Source organism: Curtobacterium sp. BRD11 (genome assembly GCF_031844345.1).
Classification (GTDB): Bacteria; Actinomycetota; Actinomycetes; order Actinomycetales; family Microbacteriaceae; genus Curtobacterium.
In genome coordinates this window covers 140,307-162,421 of record NZ_JAUZUZ010000007.1, presented here as the reverse complement: position 1 = coordinate 162,421, position 22,115 = coordinate 140,307, and the positions used below count along the sequence as shown (strand labels likewise).

The window sequence follows — 22,115 nt, the reverse complement described above, 5'->3', positions numbered from 1 at the left end:
CGACGCCGCAGTGCTCGCCGCCGCTGCGGTGCTCGTGCACCGTCTTCCCGGCGCCCCCTGCGCCGTCGCCGGACGCGTGGCACGCGCCAACGGTGCCGCACTCGACGCCTGCGCCACCGCGGGCTCCGCCGCCCGGGTCCGGACGGTGGCGGGCTCCGGACCGTTCGCCGTGAGCGCAGTGGCCGTCGCCGGGCCGCCACGCGGGCTGCCCGACCAGTGTGTGTATGGTGTGCACGTCGGCCCCCGGTCACCGTTGTCCCGGTCGACCCGGACACCGTTGCGGTCCTGGGCCGGCGCGCACCATCGATCAAGGAGTCACGTGCCAGGCACGAAGAAGCTCGTGATCGTCGAGAGCCCTGCGAAGGCGAAGACGATCGCGCAATACCTCGGCGACGGATACGAGGTCCAGGCGTCCGTCGGACACATCCGCGACCTCGTCGAGCCCAAGAACCTGCCGGCTGAGCTCAAGAAGGGCTCCCTCGGGAAGTTCTCGGTCGACGTCGACAACGGCTTCGAGCCCTACTACGTCGTCTCCGACGCGAAGAAGAAGACCGTCACCGAGTTGAAGCGCGCCCTGAAGGACGCCGACGAGCTCTTCCTCGCAACAGATGAGGACCGCGAGGGCGAGGCGATCGCGTGGCACCTCCTGCAGGTGCTCAAGCCGAAGGTGCCGGTCAAGCGCATGGTGTTCCACGAGATCACCAAGGAGGCCATCCAGCGTGCGAAGGAGGCCACCCGTGAGCTCGACACCGCCCTGGTCGACGCGCAGGAGACCCGCCGCATCCTCGACCGTCTCTACGGGTACGAGGTCTCGCCGGTGCTGTGGCGCAAGGTCGGCCCCGGGCTGTCCGCCGGTCGTGTGCAGTCGGCGGCGACGCGACTCGTCGTCGACCGGGAGCGCGAGCGCCTGGCGTTCGTGTCGGCGAACTACTGGGACCTGACGGCTCGGTTCGAGAAGGTCGGCGACACCGCCTTCACGGCGCGCCTCGCCCGACTGCAGGGCACCCGTGTCGCCTCGGGTCGCGACTTCGACGACCGCGGCTCGCTCAAGGGCGAGGCCGTCCGCCTGGACGAGGCCTCGGCCGCGGCGCTCACCACCGTGCTCGAGCGGGCCGGCGACGCCGTCGTCCGCAGCGTCGAGTCGAAGCCGTACACCCGTCGGCCCGCCGGACCGTTCACGACGTCGACCCTGCAGCAGGAGGCGGCTCGCAAGCTCCGCTTCTCCGCTCGGCAGACGATGAGCGTCGCGCAGTCGCTGTACGAGAACGGCCACATCACCTACATGCGTACGGACTCCTCGTCGCTGTCGCAGCAGGCGATCACCGCCGCGCGCAAGCAGGCCTCGGCGCTGTACGGGCCGGAGACGATCCCCGACAAGCCACGCAGCTACGCCGGCAAGAGCAAGAACGCGCAGGAGGCCCACGAGGCCATCCGCCCCGCCGGCGACACGTTCCGCACCCCGTCCGAGATGAACGGCGTGCTGCGGGGCAACGACTGGAAGCTCTACGACCTCATCTGGAAGCGGACGGTCGCCTCGCAGATGGCCGACGCCAAGGGTTCGACCGCGTCGGTCGTCCTCGGCATCACGTCGACCGACAGCGTCGCAGGGGTCGCCTCGACGGCGAACGGGACGGACGCCGAGTTCACCGCGTCGGGCACCGTGATCACCTTCCGCGGCTTCCTCAACGCCTACGAGGAAGGCCGCGACGAGGAGCGCCACGGCGGGGGCGAGAACGGCGATGCCAAGCTCCCGCAGATGGCCGAGGGCGACCACCTCGGCGTCACCGAGGTCGAGGCCAAGGGCCACGACACGTCGGCTCCGCCGCGTTACACCGAGGCGAGCCTGGTGAAGACGCTCGAGGAACTCGGCATCGGTCGTCCGTCGACCTACGCCGCCATCATCTCGACGATCATGGACCGCGGGTACGTCACGCAGCGCGGGAGTGCCCTCGTCCCGAACTGGATCGCGTTCAGCGTGGTCCGGCTCCTCGAGGACCACTTCGGCGACCTCGTGCAGTACGACTTCACCGCCGGCATGGAAGAGGACCTCGACCGCATCGCGAGCGGCGACGCCGACCGCACCGACTGGCTCAAGGGCTTCTACTTCGGCGGCGACGACCACCGCGGGCTCCGGACCGTCATCGACAACCTGGGCGAGATCGACGCGCGCGACATCAACTCCGTCGAGCTCGCGCCGGGTCTGACCCTGCGGATCGGGCGGTACGGCCCCTACATCGAGGTGCCGAGCGACGACCCCGAGAAGCCCCGTCGCGTCAACGTGCCCGAGGACCTGGCGCCCGACGAGCTGACGACCGACAAGGCCCGCGAGCTCGTCGAGGCACCCGTCGTGGGCGACCGCGTGGTGGGCATCAACCCCGAGACGGGCAAGGAGGTCCTGGCGAAGGACGGTCGCTTCGGGCCGTACGTCACCGAGCGCACCCCCGAGCCCGAACCGACCGTCGACCCGTCGACGGGCGAGGTCACCGAGCCGGCCGCCGATGCAGCACCCGCAGCCGCGGACCAGGCGACCACCACCGCGAAGGGCGCGAAGGCCCCCGCGAAGAAGACGACGAAGAAGGCCGCGGCGCCGAAGGAACGCACCGCGTCGCTCTTCAAGTCGATGGACCCGCAGACCGTGGACCTCGAGACCGCGCTCAAGCTCCTCGACCTGCCCCGCGTCGTCGGCAAGGACCCGGAGTCCGGCGACGACATCACGGCGCAGAACGGTCGTTACGGCCCGTACATCAAGAAGGGCACGGACACCCGCACGCTGCCGAGCGAGGACGCGATCTTCGAGATCGACCTGCCCGGTGCGGTGGAGCTCTTCGCGCAGCCCAAGTACGGCGGCCGACGCGCTGCCACGGCCGCGCTCAAGGAGTTCGAGGCGGACCCCGTGTCCGGGAAGCCCATCAAGGTGAAGGACGGCCGCTTCGGTCCGTACGTCACCGACGGTGAGACGAACGCGACGATCCCGCGCGGCGAGGACGTCGAGACCGTCGACCACGCCCGTGCCGTGCAGCTGCTCGCGGACAAGCGTGCCAAGGGGCCGGTGAAGAAGAAGGCGCCGGCGCGGAAGACCGCGGCCAAGAAGAAGTGACCGGGCGCTTCATCACGCTCGAGGGCGGCGACGGCGCGGGCAAGACCACCCAGGCCGAGCTCCTCAGCAGATGGCTCGAGGAGCACGGTCGGACGGTCGTCCGCACGCGTGAACCCGGCGGCACGGAGCTCGGGCAGCGCATCCGCGAGATGGTGCTGCACGAGCGCGGGCACGTCTCGGCGCGCGCCGAGGCCCTCCTCTACGCCGCGGACCGGGCGCACCACGTCGAGACGGTCGTCCGCCCCGCGCTCGCCCGGGGGGAGGTCGTCCTGCAGGACCGGTACATCGACTCGTCGGTGGCGTACCAGGGCGTTGCACGGGGTCTGGGTGCCGAGCGCATCCGCTCGGTGTCCGACTGGGCGGCCGACGGCCTGCTCCCGGACCTGACGGTGCTGCTCGACCTCGACGTCACGGTCGGGCGGAGCCGGGTCGCGGCAGCTCGGGGCGACGTCTTCGACCGCCTGGAGTCCGAGGCGGCGTCGTTCCACGAGACCGTCCGACGGGCCTTCCTGGACGCTGCCGATGCGGAGCCGGAACGCTTCCTCGTCGTGGACGCCGGGCAGCCTGCCGACACGGTCCACCGCGCGGTCCGCGCCGCGGTCGGTGCCGTCGTCGGGATCGCGGACGAGGACGGTCCGGCGTGACGGTGGCTGCTGACAGGATGTCCTCGTGAGCGTGTGGGACGGCCTGACCGGACAGGACGACGCCGTCGCGGCCCTGCGCAGTGCGGCCGAGGCTCCCGACGGGACCGGTGGCATGACCCACTCGTGGTTGATCACCGGGCCGCCCGGGTCCGGCCGGTCGAACGTCGCCACCGCCTTCGCTGCCGCCCTGGTCGGTGCCGGAGCGGACGACGACCACGCCCTGCGGCAGATCACCGCGCGCACGCACCCCGACGTGTCGGTGCTCACCACACAACGCGTCATCATCACGATCGACGAGATCCGTCAGCTGGTGACGTCGTCGTACTACTCGCCCTCGGTCGGTCGGTACCGCGTGGTGATCATCGAGGACGCCGACCGCATGACGGAGCGCACCTCCAACCTGCTGCTCAAGGCACTCGAGGAGCCGCCGGAGCGGACGGTGTGGATCCTGTGCGCGCCGAGCGAGGCGGACCTGCTACCGACGATCCGGTCCCGCGTGCGCTCGGTGCGGCTCCGGGTGCCCGACGTCGCGTCCGTCGCGGAGCTCATCGTGGCCCGGACCGGGGTCGACCGGGCCCTCGCGACCGATGCCGCGCGGCAGGCGCAGAGCCACATCGGGATGGCGCAGCGACTGGCGACGAGCGAGGACGCCCGCGCACGCCGACGCCGGACACTCGAGACCGTGCTCGGGGTGCGCTCGGTCGGCGACGCCGTGATGGCCGCCGCCGAGCTCCTGGCGGTCGCCGACGAGGACGCCAAGGCGATCACGCAGCAGCGGGACGGCGAGGAGCGGGACGCAGCCCTGCGGTCACTCGGCGTGGAGCCGGGCGGCACGGTGCCACCGGCGCTGCGGTCGCAGCTGCGGGCGCTGGAGGAGGACCAGAAGCGCCGGGCGACCCGCAGCCTGCGCGACGGACTCGACCGGATCCTCGTCGACGTCTCGTCGCTGTACCGCGACCTGCTCCTGCTCGGCCTCGGTGCGCCGGCAGAGCCGGTGAACCTGTCGATGCGCGACCAGCTGGACCGGGCGCTCGAGGTGGTGCCGCCGTCCGCGGCGCTCGAGGTGCTCGACGCGGTGTCGCTCGCCCGCTCGCGGATCGCGGCGAACGTCGCGGCACTGCTCGCGCTCGAGGCGCTGCTCGTGACCGTGGCCCGCGCGACCCGCTGACCCGCGTGGCCCGCTGACCCGCGCGACCCGCTGGCCCGCGCCACCCTGACCCGTGCGGCCCGCGCCACCCTGACCCGCGCGGCCCGGACCGCCGTGACACCGGACCCCTGGCGACCAGGGTCGCGGGGCGGGCGTGCGCCGAGCCTCCCGGCCGGTCAGCCTCCACCCACCGGACCCTGCGCGACCCCGCAGCCGATCGCCCCGACCACCGTGAGAAGATCGCGACATGCCCGAAGCCGCACCCGGACTGCGTGAGCGCAAGCGCCGCGCCACCCGTCTCGCGATCCAGCAGGCCGCCCTGCGGATCGCACTCGACTCCGGCTGGCCCGCCGTCACCGTCGACGAGATCGCCCGACGAGCGGACGTGTCCCCGCGGACGTTCTTCAACTACTTCCCGAGCAAGGAACAGGCGCTCCTCGGGGACGACCCGACGCTGCCGACGGGACCGGCGCTCGACACCTTCCGCGCCGGGGGACCGAGCGGCGAGCTCCTGTCCGACCTCGGCACCCTGCTCGTGCACGCGACGGGCGAGCTGGTGGAGGAACGCGGGCTGCTCGCGGAACGGCAGCAGGTGCTCCGCGCCGCTCCGGAGCTGTTCACGCGGCGGATGGCCTCGATGAAGGAGTTCCAGGCCGAGATCGAGGAGGCCGTGGCGGGGCGGCTCGCGGACACGGAGCCGGACCTGGCGTCGGACCCGGACGCGCTGCGGCGCCGCGCCCGGCTGGCGTCGGTGGTGGCGCTGGCAGCGCTCCGACACGCCTGGTGGGAGTGGTCCGACGGGGCCACCGAGACGCAGCTGACCGAGGAGCTCCAGCGGTCGTTCGACGAGCTCGGCGCGCTCGTTTCGCGTTCGCTCGTCTGAACCTGTATAGTCATTGCTCGTGCCGCTCCGGGAACGGAGCGTCCGCCGCCTTAGCTCAGTCGGCAGAGCGATTCACTCGTAATGAATAGGTCGTCGGTTCGATTCCGACAGGCGGCTCGACACCGGAACCCCCGGTCGGACAGTGTCCGACCGGGGGTTCCGTCGTTGCCGAGCGGTCCGGCTAGGGCAGGTAGTAGGTCGGGTTCGGCAGCTTGATGCTCCGGTCCGACGATCCGCCGAGCAGGTCGCTGTACTGGTCGCCGAGGTTCGCGACCACGTCGTACCCGCCGCCGGCGGGGGACTCGATGTGCGCCCGGGTCTGCGCCTTGTACTCGACGGTCGTGCACTTCGCGGCGGCGCAGGTCACGTACGACGGCTGCTGGGAGCTGCCGGTGCCGGTCCACTTCGTGTAGTAGGTCCGGTTCCCGTCGGTGGTCGCGGCGAACTGCGGGTAGCCGACGGCGTGCAGGTTCGCGATGGTGGCGTCCTGCTGCGCCTCGTTCCGACCGGTCACGCCGATGACGGTGCAGCCCGCCTGCTGCGCGGCGGCGACGAGCGTCGGCATGCCCGGCGTCGCGGGGAAGCGCTGGTCCTGCACCCACTCGTCCTGCAGTGCGGGGTCGAACACGAAGTGCATCGCGGCGACCTCCATGTCGTAGGTCCACAGCGTCGTGTCGTCGGCGTCCAGGACGATCGCCGGGTTGCGGTGCTGCTGCCGGGCGACGGCGCACTGCCGGGCGATCGCGGGGGCCTGCCGTGCCACGAGCCGGGCCGTCTCGCGGACGTAGGGGGAGTCGGTGCGGTTCGCGAGTCCGGTGCCGGGGTCGCCGTAGTAGGTGGCGATGGTCTTCTTGACGGAGTCGATGTTCGGGATGCCCTCGCCGCCCTGCGTGGCGCCGGAGGAGCCGTCGGCGGCCATCGTGAAGTGGGTCCTCGGGGCGAGGCGGGGTTCGCGGACGCCGGGCAGGTCCGCCGAGGGCAGGGAGTACGTGGGGTTCGGCAGCTTCAGCGTCCGGTCGGCGTACCCGCCCTGCAGGTCGCTCCACTGGTCACCGACGTTCAGTGCGATGTCGTAGCCGAGGTCCTGCTCGATGTGCTTCCGGGTGAGTGCCTTGTACTCGACGGTGGTGCACTTCGCGGCTGCGCAGGTGATCCAGGACGGCTGCTGGGACGCGCCGGTCCCCGTCCACTTCGTGAAGAAGTGGTCCTCGGAGAAGGCCGTGTAGCCGACCTTCGCCAGGTTCTGCACGGTCGCCGTCTTCTGGTCGTCGGTGCGGCCGGTCAGGCCGAACACGGTGAAGCCCATCGCCTGCGCGCGGTTCACGAAGCCGACCATGGACGGGGTCGCGGGGAAGCGCTGGTCCTGCACCCACTCGTCCTGGCGCGCGGGGTCGAAGACGAAGTGCATGTCCGCGACCTCCATGTCGTAGGTCCACAGCGTGGTGTCGTCGGCGTCGAGGACGATCGCCGGGCGCTGCCCGTGCCGGACGGCGCGGTCGTGGATGCGGCGGAGCTGGCGCGTCTCGCGGTCGACGATCGACCGCACCTCGCGGACGTAGGGGGAGTCGGTTCGGTTCGCGAGTCCGGTGCCGGGGTCGCCGTAGTAGGTGGCGATGGTCTTCTTGACGGAGTCGATGTTCGGGATGCCCTCGCCGCCCTCGGTGGCGCCGGAGGAGCCGTCCGCGGCCATCGTGAAGTGCGTCCTCGGGGCGAGCGAGGAGTCGGGGCCGTGAGCGGGCGGCGTCCAGCCGTGCGCGTCGGCCGGCGCCGCGGTGAGGACGGTGGACACGACGAGGAGTGCCGCGCTCGTGGCGACGGCGGTGCGGAGGGATCGGCGCATGGAGACCTGGTGACCTTCGAGTCGGGGACCGCCCCCGATCGGGGGACAGCAGCACGCTAGTTGTCGGTCAGCCGAGTGGTCCATGTGGGTCCGTACAGGTGCCCGCCGCGTCGTCGCCCGGCGACCGGCTGGTAGACAGGTGCCATGACGGTTCGCTGGGGAGTCATCGGTACGGGCGGCATCGCCCACTCGTTCGTGGCGGACTGCACCGCCGCGGGGATCGACTTCGTCGCGGTGGGGAGCCGCACGCGCGAGTCCGCCGAAGCCTTCGCCGCCGAGCACGGCATCGCCCGCGCGCACGGCTCCTACGCAGACCTGGTCGCCGACCCGGACGTCGACGCCGTCTACGTCGCCACACCGCACTCGCGTCACGCCGAGGACGCCCTGCTCGCGATCGACGCCGGCAAGCACGTCCTGGTCGAGAAGGCGTTCACCATCACCGCGGCCGAGGCGCGTCGGGTGGTCGACGCCGCCCGCCGCGCCGACGTCGCCGTGACCGAGGCGATGTGGACCCGCTTCCTGCCGCAGATGCGGATGATCCGCGAGCTCGTGGCCGAGGGGCGCATCGGACGCCCGCGCCTGGTCGAGGCCACCCACCACCAGGCCCTGCCCAGCGATCCCCGCCACCGGCTGAACGACCCGGCGCTCGGCGGCGGCGCGATCCTCGACCTCGGCGTGTACCCGATCTCGTTCGCGGTGGACGTGCTCGGTGTGCCGACCGCGGTCACGGCCGCGGGCACGCTGAGCGACCAGGGCGTCGACACCCAGATGGGCCTGGTGCTCACCCACGAGGGCGGTGCCCAGTCGATGATCCACTTCAGCCTGGACCTGCGGAGCCCGAACACCGCGTCGATCATCGGCGAGGACGGGCGCATCGACCTCGACGACACCTGGTACACGCCCACCACGTGGCGGCTCCGTGACCGCGACGGCACGGTCCTCGAGGAGTTCGACTCGCGCGAGGAGCTCGCCGGCTACGCCCACGAGGCGCGTGCGTTCGAGGCGATGGTCACCTCCGGGACGCACGAGGGCGGCCCGATGGACCCCGAGGAGACGATCGCGATCACGGCCGTCATGGACGAGGCCCGCCGGCAGGTGGGCGTCCGCTACGCGGCCGACGACGACGGATCGGACGCGCCGTCGGCCGACTGACGTCCGCCGGCGGGTGCGCCGGTGACCGATCCGGTCTGGAGGCTCCTCCCGCGGTTCCGTAGTATCGGTCGCGATGTCCGACCAGCAGCCCACGTCGAAGTCCGTCCCGGCACGCCTCCGCGGCGCCGTCGGGTCCCTACGCCGCTCCGCGGCTCGCCGACCGGTCCCGTGGATCGCCGGTGGTCTCGTCGGTGTCCTCCTGCTGGGCTCGGGCGCCTCGGTCGCCGTGGCTGCCGCGACGATGCCGTCCCGCCCGTCCGCGGCGACGCGGTCGGCCGCCGCGACGCCCGCGCCGTCGGACACGCCCCGGAGCTCCGCGACACCGAGTGCGACGCCGACGGACGAGTCCCGCTCGGTGCCGGACGACGCCGCCGGCCCGTCGGCCCTGCGGACCTGCACGATCGACGCCGCGGCCTCGGCAGCCGGCCTCGGGTCCTTCGAGGGCTTCGTCATGGACGCGGAGTCCGGGGAGACGCTGTTCTCGCGGAACGGGGAGGAGGCGGCACAGACCGGCAGCGTGATGAAGACGCTGACGAGCGCCACGGCCCTCGCGGTCCTCGGCGGCGACCACCGCATCCCGACCACGGTGACGAAGGAGGCCGACGGCACCGTCGCGCTCGTCGGCCACGGCGATGCGACGCTCTCGGCCGGCAACGGCACGGTGTACCCGGGCGCGCCGACCCTCGCGCAGCTCGCACAGCAGGTGAAGGCGGCCCTCGGTGACGCCCCGGTGACGACGATCGTCGCCGACGACAGCTACTGGGACGACGCCGACGCGTGGGACCCGACCTGGCCGGAGAGCGAGCGCACCATCGGGTACCAGCCCCGGGTCACCGCGCTCATGGTCGACGGCGACCGGGCGAACCCGGCCGCTGCGACCTCGCCCCGCTCCACCGACCCGGTCGGTCGCGCCGGAGCAGCCTTCCGCACGGCACTGGCGAACGCGGGCGTCGCAGGAGCCGGGAACGCGCAGGTGGTGCAGCGCGCGACCACGAGCACGGACCAGATCGCCTCGGTCTCCTCGCAGCCGGTGTCGACGCTGATCGGGCAGATGATCCCGAACTCCGACAACACCCTGGCCGAGATGCTGGCGCGCGTCTCGTCGAAGGAGTCCGGTGCAGGCGGGTCGGCGGCGTCGCTGACCGGCGTCTACCAGGAGGCACTCGCCGGCTACGGCGTCGATCCCGCGGGCATCACGATCAAGGACGGCTCGGGGGAGAGCGCGGCGAACGCGGTGTCGCCGTCCTTCGTCGCCCACCTGATGGTCGCGGTCGCCGCGGGCGAGAAGGGCCTCGGCGTGCTGTCCGGGGCGCTCCCCGTCGCCGGCGTGTCCGGCACCCTGTCGAGCCGGTTCACGGGGGAGAACGCGGTCGCGCGCGGCAAGGTGCACGCGAAGACCGGGTGGATCGACAGCGCGAACACGCTCGGCGGGTACATCGACGCGGCGGACGGCCGACGCCTCACCTTCGCGTTCTACGCGATCGGGTCCCCGCGTGCCGCGGCGCTGCCGGCGCTCGACGCGGTCACCGCGGCGACGTACCGGTGCGGTGGGAGCCTGACCTCGTCCTGACGTCCACGCAGCCGCAGGGTGCCGGGTGCAGGATGGGTGCATGGCCAGGGCACTGCTCGTCGTCGACGTCCAGAACGACTTCACGGAGGGCGGTGCGCTCGGTGTGACCGGGGGCGCGGCCGTCGCGGAGCGCATCAGCGCGTTCCTCCGTCGGCACGCGGACGAGTACGACCTCATCGTCGGCTCCCGTGACTGGCACCACGGCGACGACGACAACGGCGGACACTTCGCCGGACCCGAGGGGCCGGACTTCGTGGACACGTGGCCGGTGCACTGCGTCGGCGGCACGCCCGGTGCGGCGTACCACCCGGACCTCGACACGAGCGTCATCGACGTCGACGTGTTCAAGGGGCGGGGCCGGCCGGACTACTCGGCGTTCCAGGCGAGCACGGACGACGGCACCGCGCTGCCGGACCTCCTCGCCGACCGTCGGGTGACGACGGTGGACATCGTCGGCATCGCCACCGACCACTGCGTGCGCGCCACGGCGCTCGACGCGCGGGCCGCCGGGTACGACGTCGCCGTCTACGACGACCTCGTGGCCGGGGTGGACCCGGACCGCAGCGCACGGGCCCTGGACGAGATCAGCGCGGTCGGCGGGCACGTCGACCACAGCGACATGGACGAGGGGCTCGCGAACCCCGGAGGAGCAGTACTGTGACCGCACCCACCACCACGACCAGCGGACCCACCCCGGCCGGCCCGACCACCATCGTCTCGGACGACCACGTCACCGTCGCCGACGTCCCCACCGGGCTGTTCATCGGTGGCGAATGGCGTTCCGCGAGCGGTGGCGCGACCTTCCCCGTCCGCGACCCCAGCACGGGCGAGGTCCTCGCCGAGGTCGCCGACGCGACGCCCGACGACGGCATCGCCGCCCTCGACGCCGCCGTGGCCGCGCAGGAGGCCTGGGCCTCGACCGCGCCGCGGCGACGGTCGGACATCCTCCGCCGGGCGTTCGACCTGGCTCACGAGCACGAGGACGACCTCGCCGCCCTGATGACGCTCGAGATGGGCAAGCCCCTCGCCGAGTCCCGGGGCGAGGTCGCCTACGGCAGCGAGTTCCTCCGGTGGTTCTCGGAGGAGGCCGTCCGCATCTCGGGTGACTACCGCACCAACCCGGAGGGCACCGGACGCGGCATCGTGCTCCGACGCCCCGTCGGTCCCGTCTACGCGATCACGCCGTGGAACTTCCCCCTCGCGATGGCGACGCGCAAGATCGGCCCGGCACTCGCGGCCGGCTGCACGGTCGTGCTGAAGCCGGCGGACCTCACGCCGCTCACGACGCTCTTCCTGGTCGAGTTGTTCCGCCGCGCCGGGCTGCCCGACGGGGTGCTCAACGTGGTGCCCTCGCGCGATGCGAAGGCGCTGTCGGAGCCGATCATCGCCGACCGCCGGCTGCGCAAGCTCACCTTCACCGGTTCGACGCCGGTCGGGTCGGCACTCCTCAAGCAGGCCGCCGACAACGTCCTCAAGACGAGCATGGAGCTCGGCGGCAACGCTCCGCTCCTCGTCTTCGACGACGCCGACCTCGACGAGGCGGTCACGGCGGCGATGCAGGCCAAGTTCCGCAACGTCGGCGAGGCCTGCACGGCGGCGAACCGCTTCTTCGTGCAGGAGGGCATCGCCGAGTCCTTCACCGCGGCGCTCACCGCGAAGGTCGACGGACTGCGGATCGGCCGGGGCACCGAGGACGGGACCACCATCGGTCCGCTCATCGACGACCGCGCCGTGGACAAGGCCGCCGGGCTCGTCGACGACGCCGTGCAGCGGGGTGCCCGACTCGTGACCGGCGGGGAGCGGGTCGACCGTCCGGGCACGTTCTACGCACCGACGGTGCTCGACGAGGTCCCGCCGGGGTCGGACATCCTCACCACCGAGATCTTCGGGCCGGTCGTGTCGATCACGCGGTTCGCCACCGAGGAGGAGGGCATCCGCCTCGCGAACGACACCGAGTACGGGCTCGTCGCGTACGCGTTCACGACCGACCTCCGGCGCGGTCAGCGGCTCGCCGAGCGTCTCGAGACGGGCATGCTCGGGCTGAACACGGGCGTCGTGTCGAACGCGGCGTTCCCGTTCGGCGGGGTCAAGTCCTCGGGGCTCGGCCGCGAGGGTTCGCACGAGGGCCTCGAGGAGTACCTGGAGTCGGTCTACGTCCTCACGCCGGACCCCTTCGCCGCCTGACCCCCCTCCGCACGACGCAACGTCGGCGGTTCCCCGCAGCGGTACAGCCCTGCGAGGAACCGCCGACGTTGCGTTCCGCGGGATCGACGTCAGACGAGCAGCTGGTGCTTGGCGAGGTCCCGGTAGAGCGGAGTGGACTGCACGAGCTCCGAGTGCGTGCCCGTGCCGACGACACGGCCGTGCTCGAGCACGACGATGACGTCGGAGTCGACGACGGTCGACAGCCGGTGGGCGATGACGAGCAGCGTCCGGTCGGCCGCGACGGCGTCGATCGCGAGCCGCATCTTCTGCTCGTTCACCCCGTCGAGGGACGACGTCGACTCGTCGAGCAGCAGGATCGGGGGAGCGGCGAGCAGCGCCCGGGCGATCGCGAGCCGTTGCCGCTCACCGCCGGACAGCATGACGCCGTCCTCACCGACCTGGGCGTCGAGCCCGCGGGGGTCGCGGTGCAGCACGTCGCCGAGGTTGACGGCCTCGAGCACCCGGACGCACTCGGCCTCGGACGCGTCGGGGGAGCCGAGCAGCAGGTTCGCCCGGATGGTGCCGGCGAGCACGGGGGCGTCCTGCTCGACGTACCCGATCTGCGCGCGGAGCTCGGCGCGGTCGAGCCCGCGGACGTCGACGCCGCCGAGCCGGATCACGCCCGAGGTCGGGTCGTAGAAGCGCTCGATGAGCGCGAGCGTCGTGGACTTGCCGGCCCCGGAGGGGCCGACCAGCGCCACTCGCGCGCCGCGGGGCACGCGGAACGACACGTCGTCCAGCACCACGTCCTCGGCGGAGGGTGCGGCGTCGACGGCACCCGAGCCTCCCGACCGGTCCGTCGCGCTGCCCGCGCCCGACGCGCTACCCGCGCCCGACGCTCCGTCCGCGCCCGACGCATCCGCAGCCCGCGCGTAGCGGAACGTCACGTGCTCGAACGCGATCGCGTCGTCGGTCTCCGTCGCCGCGGCGACCCGGACGGCACCGTCGTCCTGGTCCTCCGTCGGCAGGTGCAGGATCTCCTCGATGCGGCCGAGGGCGCCGAGTGCCTGGGCGACCGCGACGGCCGCACCGAGGGCCTGCCCGAGCGGCATGACCATCATGAAGAGCAGCAGGATGAAGGTGATCAGCGTGGCGATGGTGATCTGCCCCGCGGCGACCTGTGCACCCCCGACCCCGAGCACGGCGATGAACGCGACCTGCATCACGATGCTCGCGACCGGCACCACGAACGCCGACATCTTCGCGATGTCCAGGCCGCGGCGGTAGGCCTCGGTGGCGTGGCCGTCGACCTCGGCGACCTCGCGGCCGGTGGCCCCGGCGGCTCGGATCGTGCGGACGGCACCGATGCCCCGCTCGACCGCCGCGGTCAGGTCGCCGACCTTCTCCTGGGCACGCTTCGACGCGACGCGGATGCGTCGGCTGAGCCCGCCGACGACGACGATCGCGACGAGGACGATGACGACGGTGATGCCGAGGAGCAGGGGGTCGATGACCGCCATCGCGATGATCGCGCCGACGAACGTCAGGGCGCCACCGATCGACTCGATGAGTCCCTGCGTGAGCACGGCGCGCAGGAGCGTCGTGTCGCTGCCGACGCGGGACACGAGGTCGCCGGTGCGGCGGGTGTCGAACTCCGAGATCGGCAGGTTGAGGATCCGCGCGATGAGCTTGCGGCGGGTGGAGAGCACCACGCCCTCGCCGGCGCGCTGGAGCAGGAAGTGCTGCACGCCGTTCAGCACGCCCGAGACGAGCACGAGGGCGACGAGCGCCCAGACCAGGATCGAGAGCGTCTCGCCGTGCTGCACGGCGGTGACGACCTGGTTGACGAGCAACGGCTGCGCGAGCGAGGCGCCGGCTCCGAGGACGCTCAGCACGATGATCAGGGCCATCGCGGGCTTGTTCTCGAACAGGTAGGTCAGCAGGCGGCCGAAGCTCGCCCGTGGGCCCTCGGACGGCTTGCGGCGTGCGGAGAAGAGGCTCATCGTTCCTGGTTCCTGCCGCCCGTGCGGGGTGTGCTGGCGGCCGTCGTCCATCTTCGCACCGTCCCGTGGGAGCGTGGTGCGCGGGAGGCGGTGTGCGGTGCGTGCGGAACGATGCGCACGCACGGTCCGACGTGGCGCGCGTCGATCGACAGGTGCGATGTCGGAGCATGCGCCCGCACGGGATGCGCGCGCGACGCCGGACGCGACGGACAGGAGGCGCGGTGCCGGACCGGCACCGCGCCTCCCGTCCGTCGGGTGGTCGCGTCAGGACGCGCCGGTCATGCCCGCACGTCTGCCGGAGCAGCGTCCGGCGAACCGGCTGCGTCGGCTTCGTCGAGCCCCGCACCCTTCGTCTCACGGACGAAGAACAGCGCGACCACGGTCACCACGGCGGCGAGCGTCAGGTAGAGCCCGACCCAGACGATCGTGCCGTCCGGCTGCCACAGCGCCAGGGCGATCGTCGGTGCGAGCGACGCCCCGAGGATCGACGCCACGTTGTAGGCGATCGCCGACCCGGTGTAGCGGACGTTCGTCGGGAAGAGCTCCGGCAGCAGGGCCCCCATCGGACCGAACGTCAGGCCCATGAGCGAGAGCCCCACGACCAGGAACGTGACGACGGTGATCGGCCCCGTCGACGCGGCGAACCAGAACTGGAACGTCAGGCCGAACAGGGCGATGCCGATCGTGGTGGGGATCAGCGTGCGTCGGCGGCCGTACCTGTCGGCGAGCCACCCGGCGATCGGGGTGAAGACGCCGAAGAACACGACGCCGATCATGAGCAGCGTGAGGAACTCGCCCCGGCTGTACCCGAGGCCGACCTTCGGCACCAGCGGGCCGGCCTCGGCGGCGGTGGTGCCGTAGGACAGCGTGAACGTCGTCATGAAGTAGAAGAGCACGTAGGTCGCGACCATGCCGAAGGTGCCGACGATCAGGGCCTTCCACGAGGTGCGGAACACCCGTCCGAGCGGCACCTTGGCGACCGAGCCGGACTCCTGTACGCCGCGGAACACCGTGGACTCGACGAGCTTGAACCGGACGTAGAGGCCGACGATCACGAGGACGGCCGAGAGCAGGAACGGGATGCGCCAGCCCCACGCCTGGAAGTCGGCGTTCGGGGTGCCGTCCGCACCGGCGGGCATCGCGGCGTTGATGGCGATGAACAGGCCGTTCGCGAGCAGGAATCCGATCGGGGCGCCGAGCTGCGGCATCGACCCGAACACGCCGCGCTTGCCCTTCGGCGCGTTCTCGGTCGCGAGCAGCGCCGCGCCGGACCACTCGCCGCCGAGCCCGACGCCCTGGGCGAAGCGCATCACGGCGAGCAGGACCGGTGCCCAGATGCCGATCGACGCGAAGGTCGGCAGGCAGCCGATCAGGAACGTGGCGGTCCCCATCACGAGCAGCGACGCGACGAGGGTGGCCTTGCGACCGACACGGTCGCCGAAGTGGCCGAAGACGATCGACCCCACCGGGCGGGCGAAGAACGCCAGGGCGAACGTGACGAAGGACGACAGCTGCGAGGCCGTCGGGTCCTCGTTGGGGAAGAACAGCGTGGGGAAGACGAGGACGGCGGCGGTCGCGTAGACGTAGAAGTCGTAGAACTCGATGGAGGTTCCGACGAGGCTGGCGATGATCACGCGGGAGCGCGGGTTGCCGGTGGCCTTCGTGTCGGTCGTGGCGGCGGGTGCCGGGGCGGCGGTCATGTACGGGGACTCCGAGGGGAGCACTCACGAGGAGCGCGGCGGTGTACCGAGGCTGCGGACACCGGTCGGTCGCGCGGGGTGGCGCGGGCTCGGACCGGGTGCGTTCGGTGGGTGGTGGACCGCTCGTGACGGAACCCTCACCTTACGACACCCGTCGCGCAGCTGGAAATCGGCCGGGAGGCCCGTGGCAGCGTCCGCGCGCCGCGGAGCGTCCGTCAGCCGGCCACCGCCGTCAGCCGGCCATCCCCGTCAGCTGGTCGCGCCGGTCTCCAGGTGCGCGGGAAGCTGGTGGCCCATGCGGTCGCGCTTGGTGTCGAGGTACCCGGCGTTCTGCGCGACGACGCCGACCACGAGCGGGACCAGCGACGACACCGCGATGCCGTGCTCCTCGAGCTGCCGACGCTTCTCGGGGTTGTTCGAGAGCAGTCGGACGCGGGCGATGCCGAGGTCGGTGAGGATGCCCGCCGCACCGCCGTACTCGCGGGAGTCGGCCGGCAGTCCGAGCGCGAGGTTCGCGTCGAGCGTGTCGAGACCGTCCTCCTGCAGGCGGTAGGCCTTGAGCTTGTTGATCAGCCCGATACCGCGTCCCTCCTGCCCGCGCAGGTAGATCACGACCCCGCCCTCGGTGGCGATGGTGTCGAGCGCGGCGTCGAGCTGCGGCCCGCACTCGCACTTCAGCGACCCGAACGCCTCGCCGGTCAGGCACTCCGAGTGCACGCGGACCAGGGCGTCGTCCCCGGGGGCCGATCCGTCGGGCAGCGCGGCGATGATCGCGACGTGCTCGGCGCTCGTGACGAGGTCGCGGTAGGCCCGCATCTCGAACGTGCCGTGGGTGGTCGGGACGGTGGTCGCGACCTCGAACTGCACCGGGCTGCCCGGGGTGGGGGAGGTGAGGGCGTCGGTCATGGGGTGCTCCGGTCGTTCTGTGCCTGGTCGGCGGTCCTGGTCGTCGCGGCCGTCGACGTCGCGTCGTCGGCACGGGCGGTCCGGGCGCGGTGGGGTCGAGCGCGGACCAGGAGGTCGGGTCCCAGGCTGGTGGTCGATGTGATGTCCAACGGGTGGCGGTCGCTGATGCTTCCCACGCCGACGTCACCGATCGCGACGCGCGGGCCACCGAGCAGCACGGGCGCGAGGTACACGAGCAGCTCGTCGACGAGGCCCGCGGCGACGAGCGCCGAGGCCACGGTGGGACCGCCCTCGACGAGGACGCTGTGCACGCCGTGGTCACGCAGGGTGCGCAGCGCGGCGGCGAGGTCGTGCCCCGGCAGGGCGAGCAGGCCGCGTGGGTGGCGTCGGACGGCCGCGTCGTCGGGTACCGGGCGGTCGCCGACGACGACGGGGAGCGGCTGGTCGGCGAGCAGTTCGCCGGCGTCGCCGCGTGCGGTGAGGCTCGGGTCGTCGGCGAGCACGGTGCCGGTGCCGACCAGGATCGCGTCGTGGGCGGCACGCTGCTCGTGCACGTGCTGTCGGGCTGCCGCGCCGGTGATCCACTTGCTCGTGCCGTCGGCGGCGGCAGCGCGACCGTCGAGGCTCGACGCCCACTTCACGGTCACCCACGGGCGCCCGGTGCGGACGGACAGCAGCCAGCGCTCGAGGAACGCCTCGGCCTCGTCGGCGAGGACGCCGCTGACGACCTCGACGCCGGACGTCCGCAGTCGCTCGGCCCCGCCGCTCGCCTGCTCACCCGGGTCGTCGACGGCGTAGACGACGCGGCCGACGCCGGCCTCGATCAGGGCGAGCGCGCAGGGGCCGGTGCGACCGACGTGGTTGCACGGCTCGAGCGTCACGACGGCGGTGGCGCCCCGCAGCTGTTCGGCGGGCACCTTCGCCATCGCGTCGACCTCGGCGTGCGGGGTCCCCGCGCCCTTGTGCCAGCCCTCGGCGAGGACGTCCCCGGCGGGGGAGAGGAGCACTGCACCGACGCGGGCGTGGTCACCGACGACCGGTCCGAGCGCGGCGAGCTCGAGGGCGCGGCGCATCGCCCGGAGTTCCTCGGGGCGGGCGCGCGGGTCGGACGGCGACATCACGCTCCGACACTACCGACGAGGCGTCGATGACGCGTCACCTTGCTGTCCCCTGTCAGCGAACGACGCCGCGGGCCAGGGCAGGTCGGACGCAGGGACGCCGTCGGCGCGACGGAGGCCGGTCCACGCGGTCGTCGGCCCGCCGTCCCGGTCGGGGATCCGGGCGGTCCCGGTGCCCGTGAACGCGAAGCCGCCGGCGCGGGCCACCGAGGCGGAGCCGACGTTGCCCTCGTAGCACTCCCAGTACACGTCGGGCGCCCCCTGGGAGAACGCCCACGCGACGACGAGCTCCACCGCCGCGTGCATCAGGCCCTGGCCTCGGGCCGTCGGTGCGAGCCAGAAGCCGAGGTCGCGGTGCTCGGTGCGGAACGACACCACACCCTCGAGCCACGTCGACCCCGGGCGCCGGATGCCCCACGTGTACTCGCGGTCGGACGCCCACCCCGGGCCGACCAGCGCGTCGACGAAGGTCTGCGCGTCGCGGTCCGTGTACGGCGTCGGGATGGTCGTCCACCGCACGACCGACGGGTCCTGGCAGCCCCGCGTGATGGCCGCGGTGTCGGACCGGGTCGGCACCGTGAGGTGCACCCGGTCCGACGACAGCGTCACGGGGAGCATCGTCAGCCGCGCGAGCGGGGCACGAAGCCGATGCGGTCGTACACGCGGGCGAGCGTGGCCTGCGCGATGGACTCGGCACGCTCGGCGCCGACGGCGAGCAGCCGGTCGAGCTCCGCAGGGTCGTCGAGCAGTTCGAGCGTCCGCGCGCGCACGGGTTCGAGCTCGGCGACGACGGCGTCGGCCACGGCACCCTTGAGGTCGCCGTAGCCCTTGCCGACGAACTGCTCCTCGAGCGACGCGACCGGGGTCCGCGTGAACGCCGACAGGATCGCGAGCAGGTTGGTCACGCCGGGCTTCTCCTGGCGGTCCGCCCGGATCTCGCGCTCGGTGTCGGTGACGGCGGAGCGGATCTTCTTCGCGGTGCGCTTCGGGTCGTCGAGCAGGCGGATGAGGCCGTTGTCCGACGCGGCGGACTTGCTCATCTTGCTCGTCGGGTCCTGCAGGTCGTAGATGCGTGCGGTCTCGGTGCCGATCTGCGCCTTCGGGACGACGAAGGTGTCGCCGAAGCGGGAGTTGAACCGGGTCGCCAGGTCCCGCGTCAGCTCGACGTGCTGCCGCTGGTCGTCGCCGACCGGCACCACGGCGGTGTCGTAGAGCAGGATGTCCGCCGCCATGAGGATCGGGTACGTGAAGAGCCCGACCGAGGCCGCCTCGGCGCCCTGCCGTGCCGACTTGTCCTTGAACTGGGTCATGCGGCTCGCCTCGCCGAACCCCGTCAGGGTGTTCAGCACCCAGGCGAGTTCGGCGTGCGCCGGCACGTGCGACTGCACGAACAGGGTCGACTTCGTCGGGTCGATGCCGGAGGCGATGTACTGCGCCGCGGTCGCCCGGGTGCTCGCCCGGAGCTCCGCGGGGTCCTGCGGGGACGTGATCGCGTGCATGTCGACCACGCAGTAGATGGCGTCGTGGTCGTCCTGCAGGTCGCGCCACTGCATGAGCGCCCCGACGTAGTTGCCGAGGTGGAGGGATCCGGCCGACGGCTGGATGCCCGAGAAGATGCGCGTCTTGGTCATGAGGGTGTTCCTGTACTGCGTGGAGGGGAGGGGGTCAGAGCTCGTAGTCGACGACCACGGGGGCGTGGTCGGACCATCGCTGGTCGTACGCCGCAGCGCGGTCGACCGTGGAGCTCGTGACCTTCGCGGCGAGGTCGGGGGTGGCCACCTGGTAGTCGATGCGCCATCCGGAGTCGTTGTCGAACGCCTGCCCGCGCCACGACCACCACGTGTAGGGACCGTCGACGTCGCCGGCCTGCTCACGGCCGACGTCGACCCAGCCGAGACCCGGCGCGGTGGACCCGTCGGCGCCCTCGACCTGCTCGCCCTCGGCGCCGAAGAACCGCGAGAAGTAGGCGCGCTCCCGCGGCAGGAAGCCGGCGCGCTTGACGTTGCCCTTCCAGTTCTTGATGTCGCGCTGGTCGTGCCCGACGTTGAGGTCGCCGACGACGACCGCGAGCGGGTTGTGCTCGCGCAGCGCGGGGAGCCGCTCGGTCATCCCGTCGAGGAACTTCCACTTCTCGTCCTGCTTGGGGGTGTCGACCTCGCCCGAGTGGACGTAGCAGGACACCACCGTGACCGTGGTGCCGTCGAGCTCGTAGTCGGCCTCGATCCAGCGCCCGGCGGAGTCGAAGTCGGACGGGCCGAGCTCCACACGGTGGACGTGCGCGCGGTGCCGCGAGGCGATCGCCACCCCCGCGCGGCCCTTCGCCGTCGCGGGGTCGTGCACGATGTCCCACTCGTCGCCGAGCAGCCCCGCCAGGTCGTCGGTCGAGGCACGGACCTCCTGCAGGGCGAGCACGTCGACGTCGCGGGTGGCGAGCCAGTCGCCCATGCCCTTCCGGAACGCGGCGCGGACGCCGTTCACGTTGACGGATGCGAGGCGCAGGCGTGTCATGCCGACCACCCTACCGACGCGCGCCGACGGCTCCGGCGCAGCCCGTCGCCGTGGGTCGCGACAGACGGACGGGAGGCACGGTGCCAGCTGGCACCGTGCCTCCCGTCCGTCACGTGGTCGCGTCGCGCGACCGACCTGCTCAGGCCGCGTCGTGGTCCGTCTGCAGGAACTCGACCAGGCTGTCGGCCGTCGTCTCGGCGTCGTCGCCGGTCACCGTGAGGGTGACCTCGTCGCCGTTCTCGATGCCCAGGCCGAGGAGCGCGAGGATGCTGCCCGCGTTGCCGGACTTGTCGCCCTTGGCGATCGTCACCTGGTGACCGGACGCGGTGACGGTCTGGACGAAGAGGGACGCGGGGCGGGCGTGCAGGCCGGACGCGCTGGCGACGGTGACGGTGCGGGTGGCTTCGGACATCGATGGACTCCTGTCGACGGGTGGTGCGCTCATGCTAGCGAGCGCGTGGTGGGCGGTCCCGGGGACCGGCGCCGGTCAGTCGCGACCGGGCCAGAGGACCTCGGTGCCGGCGGCCTCGACCTCGCGCACGAGGTCGGCGTTCACGCCGGGGTCGGTGATGATCGTGTCGATCGCGGCGAGCGGCGCGACGCGGCCGAACTCCTCGCGGCCGAACTTGGTGTGGTCCGCGAGCAGGATGCTCCGGCGGGCGGACTTGATCATCGCGCTCTTCACGGCGGCCTCGGCCATGTTGTGGGTCGTCAGCCCGCGCTCGGGCGTGATCCCGTTGATGCTGATGAAGGCGACGTCGACGCTGACCATGCCGATGAGCTGATGCGTCCACGTGCCGACGCCGGCGAGCGAGTCGCTGCGGATGTTGCCGCCGAGCAGGTGCAGGTCGATGCCGGACCGGTTCGCGACGGCCATGGCGACCGGCAGCGAGTGGGTCACGACGGTGAGCCCGCGGTCGGTGGGGAGCATCTCGGCCAGGCAGATCGTCGAGGTCCCGGCGTCGATCATCACCGAGCCGTTCTCCGGCAGCTCGGCGAGGGCCGCCTCGGCGATGACCATCTTCTCGGCCTGGTTGATGCCGCCGCGGTCGCCGACGCCCGGGTGCAGGGTGATCCGCTCGACGGGGATCGCGCCACCGTGCGCACGACGGACGAGCCCACGCCGCTCCAGGCTGGTGAGGTCACGACGGATGGTCTCGGGCGTGACCTCGAGCAGCTCGGCGAGGTCCTTCACGTCGACCCGTCCCTGCGACCTGGCGCGTTCGACGATGCGCTGGTGGCGCTCTGGTGCGTACATGGACCTCGTCGTCTCGGTCGATCGGCCTGCTCGGAACAGAACGGGCATGCTCGGGCAGATCGGCGCCGGATCCGTCCGGATCGCTTCGTCCGCCAGACGCAAACGGGCATCTGTTTCTGCATTTTTATCCCCGGATGTGTTTGT

The 22,115-nt window shown here is 72.2% G+C and carries 17 protein-coding genes, 1 tRNA gene and 1 pseudogene; 9 read left to right on the top strand and 10 right to left on the bottom strand.

Features of this window, described 5'->3' with window-relative positions; genetic code table 11:
* Positions 1-319: 319 nt before the first annotated feature.
* The 5 genes from topA to Q9R28_RS15050 all read left to right on the top strand — a co-directional run bounded on the left by topA (position 320) and on the right by Q9R28_RS15050 (position 5,888).
* A complete protein-coding gene (gene topA, locus Q9R28_RS15070; RefSeq protein WP_311206502.1) occupies positions 320-3,097 on the top strand; it encodes a type I DNA topoisomerase in 2,778 nt (925 codons plus the stop codon).
* The gene (gene tmk / locus Q9R28_RS15065) at positions 3,094-3,741 is read left to right on the top strand and encodes a dTMP kinase (RefSeq protein WP_066655139.1); all 648 of its coding nucleotides are present in this window, start codon (positions 3,094-3,096) and stop codon (positions 3,739-3,741) included. Before topA ends, tmk begins: the two co-directional genes overlap by 4 nt.
* A 25-nt stretch (positions 3,742-3,766) precedes the next feature.
* Complete coding sequence (locus Q9R28_RS15060) at positions 3,767-4,909, top strand: DNA polymerase III subunit delta' (RefSeq protein ID WP_066655138.1); 1,143 nt, start codon at positions 3,767-3,769, stop codon at positions 4,907-4,909.
* Positions 4,910-5,135: 226 nt separating this feature from the next.
* Positions 5,136-5,771 carry a TetR/AcrR family transcriptional regulator gene (locus tag Q9R28_RS15055; protein ID WP_066655137.1) on the top strand — a complete coding sequence of 212 codons (636 nt, stop codon included), beginning with the start codon at positions 5,136-5,138 and terminating at the stop codon, positions 5,769-5,771.
* Between the two features lie 44 nt (positions 5,772-5,815).
* Positions 5,816-5,888 (top strand) — tRNA-Thr (locus tag Q9R28_RS15050).
* 64 nt (positions 5,889-5,952) lie between these two features.
* On the opposite strand, the gene Q9R28_RS15045 is transcribed toward Q9R28_RS15050, so the two are convergent.
* The gene (locus tag Q9R28_RS15045) at positions 5,953-7,611 is read right to left on the bottom strand and encodes an HAD family acid phosphatase (protein WP_311206489.1); all 1,659 of its coding nucleotides are present in this window, start codon (positions 7,609-7,611) and stop codon (positions 5,953-5,955) included.
* Between the two features lie 144 nt (positions 7,612-7,755).
* Here Q9R28_RS15045 and Q9R28_RS15040 point away from each other — a divergent pair, with 144 nt between their 5' ends.
* From Q9R28_RS15040 to Q9R28_RS15025, 4 genes are all read left to right on the top strand, one after another.
* Positions 7,756-8,763, top strand: a complete 1,008-nt coding sequence (locus Q9R28_RS15040; RefSeq protein WP_251159552.1) for a Gfo/Idh/MocA family protein — start codon at positions 7,756-7,758, stop codon at positions 8,761-8,763.
* 73 nt (positions 8,764-8,836) lie between these two features.
* Positions 8,837-10,333 carry a D-alanyl-D-alanine carboxypeptidase/D-alanyl-D-alanine-endopeptidase gene (dacB, locus tag Q9R28_RS15035; protein WP_066655133.1) on the top strand — a complete coding sequence of 499 codons (1,497 nt, stop codon included), beginning with the start codon at positions 8,837-8,839 and terminating at the stop codon, positions 10,331-10,333.
* Between the two features lie 40 nt (positions 10,334-10,373).
* On the top strand, positions 10,374-10,994 hold the full coding sequence (locus tag Q9R28_RS15030) for an isochorismatase family protein (RefSeq protein ID WP_066655131.1): 621 nt from the start codon (positions 10,374-10,376) through the stop codon (positions 10,992-10,994).
* A 50-nt stretch (positions 10,995-11,044) separates the two neighbouring features.
* Positions 11,045-12,517 carry an NAD-dependent succinate-semialdehyde dehydrogenase gene (locus Q9R28_RS15025; RefSeq protein ID WP_311206501.1) on the top strand — a complete coding sequence of 491 codons (1,473 nt, stop codon included), beginning with the start codon at positions 11,045-11,047 and terminating at the stop codon, positions 12,515-12,517.
* Positions 12,518-12,606: 89 nt separating this feature from the next.
* Here Q9R28_RS15025 and Q9R28_RS15020 read toward each other — a convergent pair whose 3' ends face one another.
* From Q9R28_RS15020 to Q9R28_RS14980, 9 genes and pseudogenes are all read right to left on the bottom strand, one after another.
* Positions 12,607-14,481, bottom strand: a complete 1,875-nt coding sequence (locus Q9R28_RS15020) for an ABC transporter ATP-binding protein (protein WP_311206488.1) — start codon at positions 14,479-14,481, stop codon at positions 12,607-12,609.
* A gap of 278 nt (positions 14,482-14,759) precedes the next feature.
* Positions 14,760-16,181, bottom strand: a complete 1,422-nt coding sequence (locus Q9R28_RS15015; RefSeq protein ID WP_066655129.1) for an MFS transporter — start codon at positions 16,179-16,181, stop codon at positions 14,760-14,762.
* Between the two features lie 249 nt (positions 16,182-16,430).
* Positions 16,431-17,054 (bottom strand): annotated as a pseudogene (gene ribA / locus Q9R28_RS15010) (GTP cyclohydrolase II); the annotation flags it as partial.
* A gap of 29 nt (positions 17,055-17,083) precedes the next feature.
* Positions 17,084-18,205 carry a bifunctional diaminohydroxyphosphoribosylaminopyrimidine deaminase/5-amino-6-(5-phosphoribosylamino)uracil reductase RibD gene (gene ribD / locus Q9R28_RS15005; RefSeq protein ID WP_311206500.1) on the bottom strand — a complete coding sequence of 374 codons (1,122 nt, stop codon included), beginning with the start codon at positions 18,203-18,205 and terminating at the stop codon, positions 17,084-17,086.
* A 12-nt stretch (positions 18,206-18,217) separates the two neighbouring features.
* A complete protein-coding gene (locus Q9R28_RS15000; RefSeq protein ID WP_311206487.1) occupies positions 18,218-18,814 on the bottom strand; it encodes a GNAT family N-acetyltransferase in 597 nt (198 codons plus the stop codon).
* A gap of 11 nt (positions 18,815-18,825) precedes the next feature.
* A complete protein-coding gene (gene trpS, locus Q9R28_RS14995) occupies positions 18,826-19,836 on the bottom strand; it encodes a tryptophan--tRNA ligase (protein ID WP_111227094.1) in 1,011 nt (336 codons plus the stop codon).
* 34 nt (positions 19,837-19,870) lie between these two features.
* The gene (locus tag Q9R28_RS14990; RefSeq protein ID WP_209685117.1) at positions 19,871-20,713 is read right to left on the bottom strand and encodes an exodeoxyribonuclease III; all 843 of its coding nucleotides are present in this window, start codon (positions 20,711-20,713) and stop codon (positions 19,871-19,873) included.
* Positions 20,714-20,852: 139 nt separating this feature from the next.
* The gene (locus Q9R28_RS14985; RefSeq protein WP_066655121.1) at positions 20,853-21,125 is read right to left on the bottom strand and encodes an HPr family phosphocarrier protein; all 273 of its coding nucleotides are present in this window, start codon (positions 21,123-21,125) and stop codon (positions 20,853-20,855) included.
* A 75-nt stretch (positions 21,126-21,200) separates the two neighbouring features.
* Positions 21,201-21,971, bottom strand: coding sequence for a DeoR/GlpR family DNA-binding transcription regulator (locus Q9R28_RS14980; RefSeq protein ID WP_058728882.1), 771 nt, complete (start codon positions 21,969-21,971; stop codon positions 21,201-21,203).
* Positions 21,972-22,115: the final 144 nt, after the last annotated feature.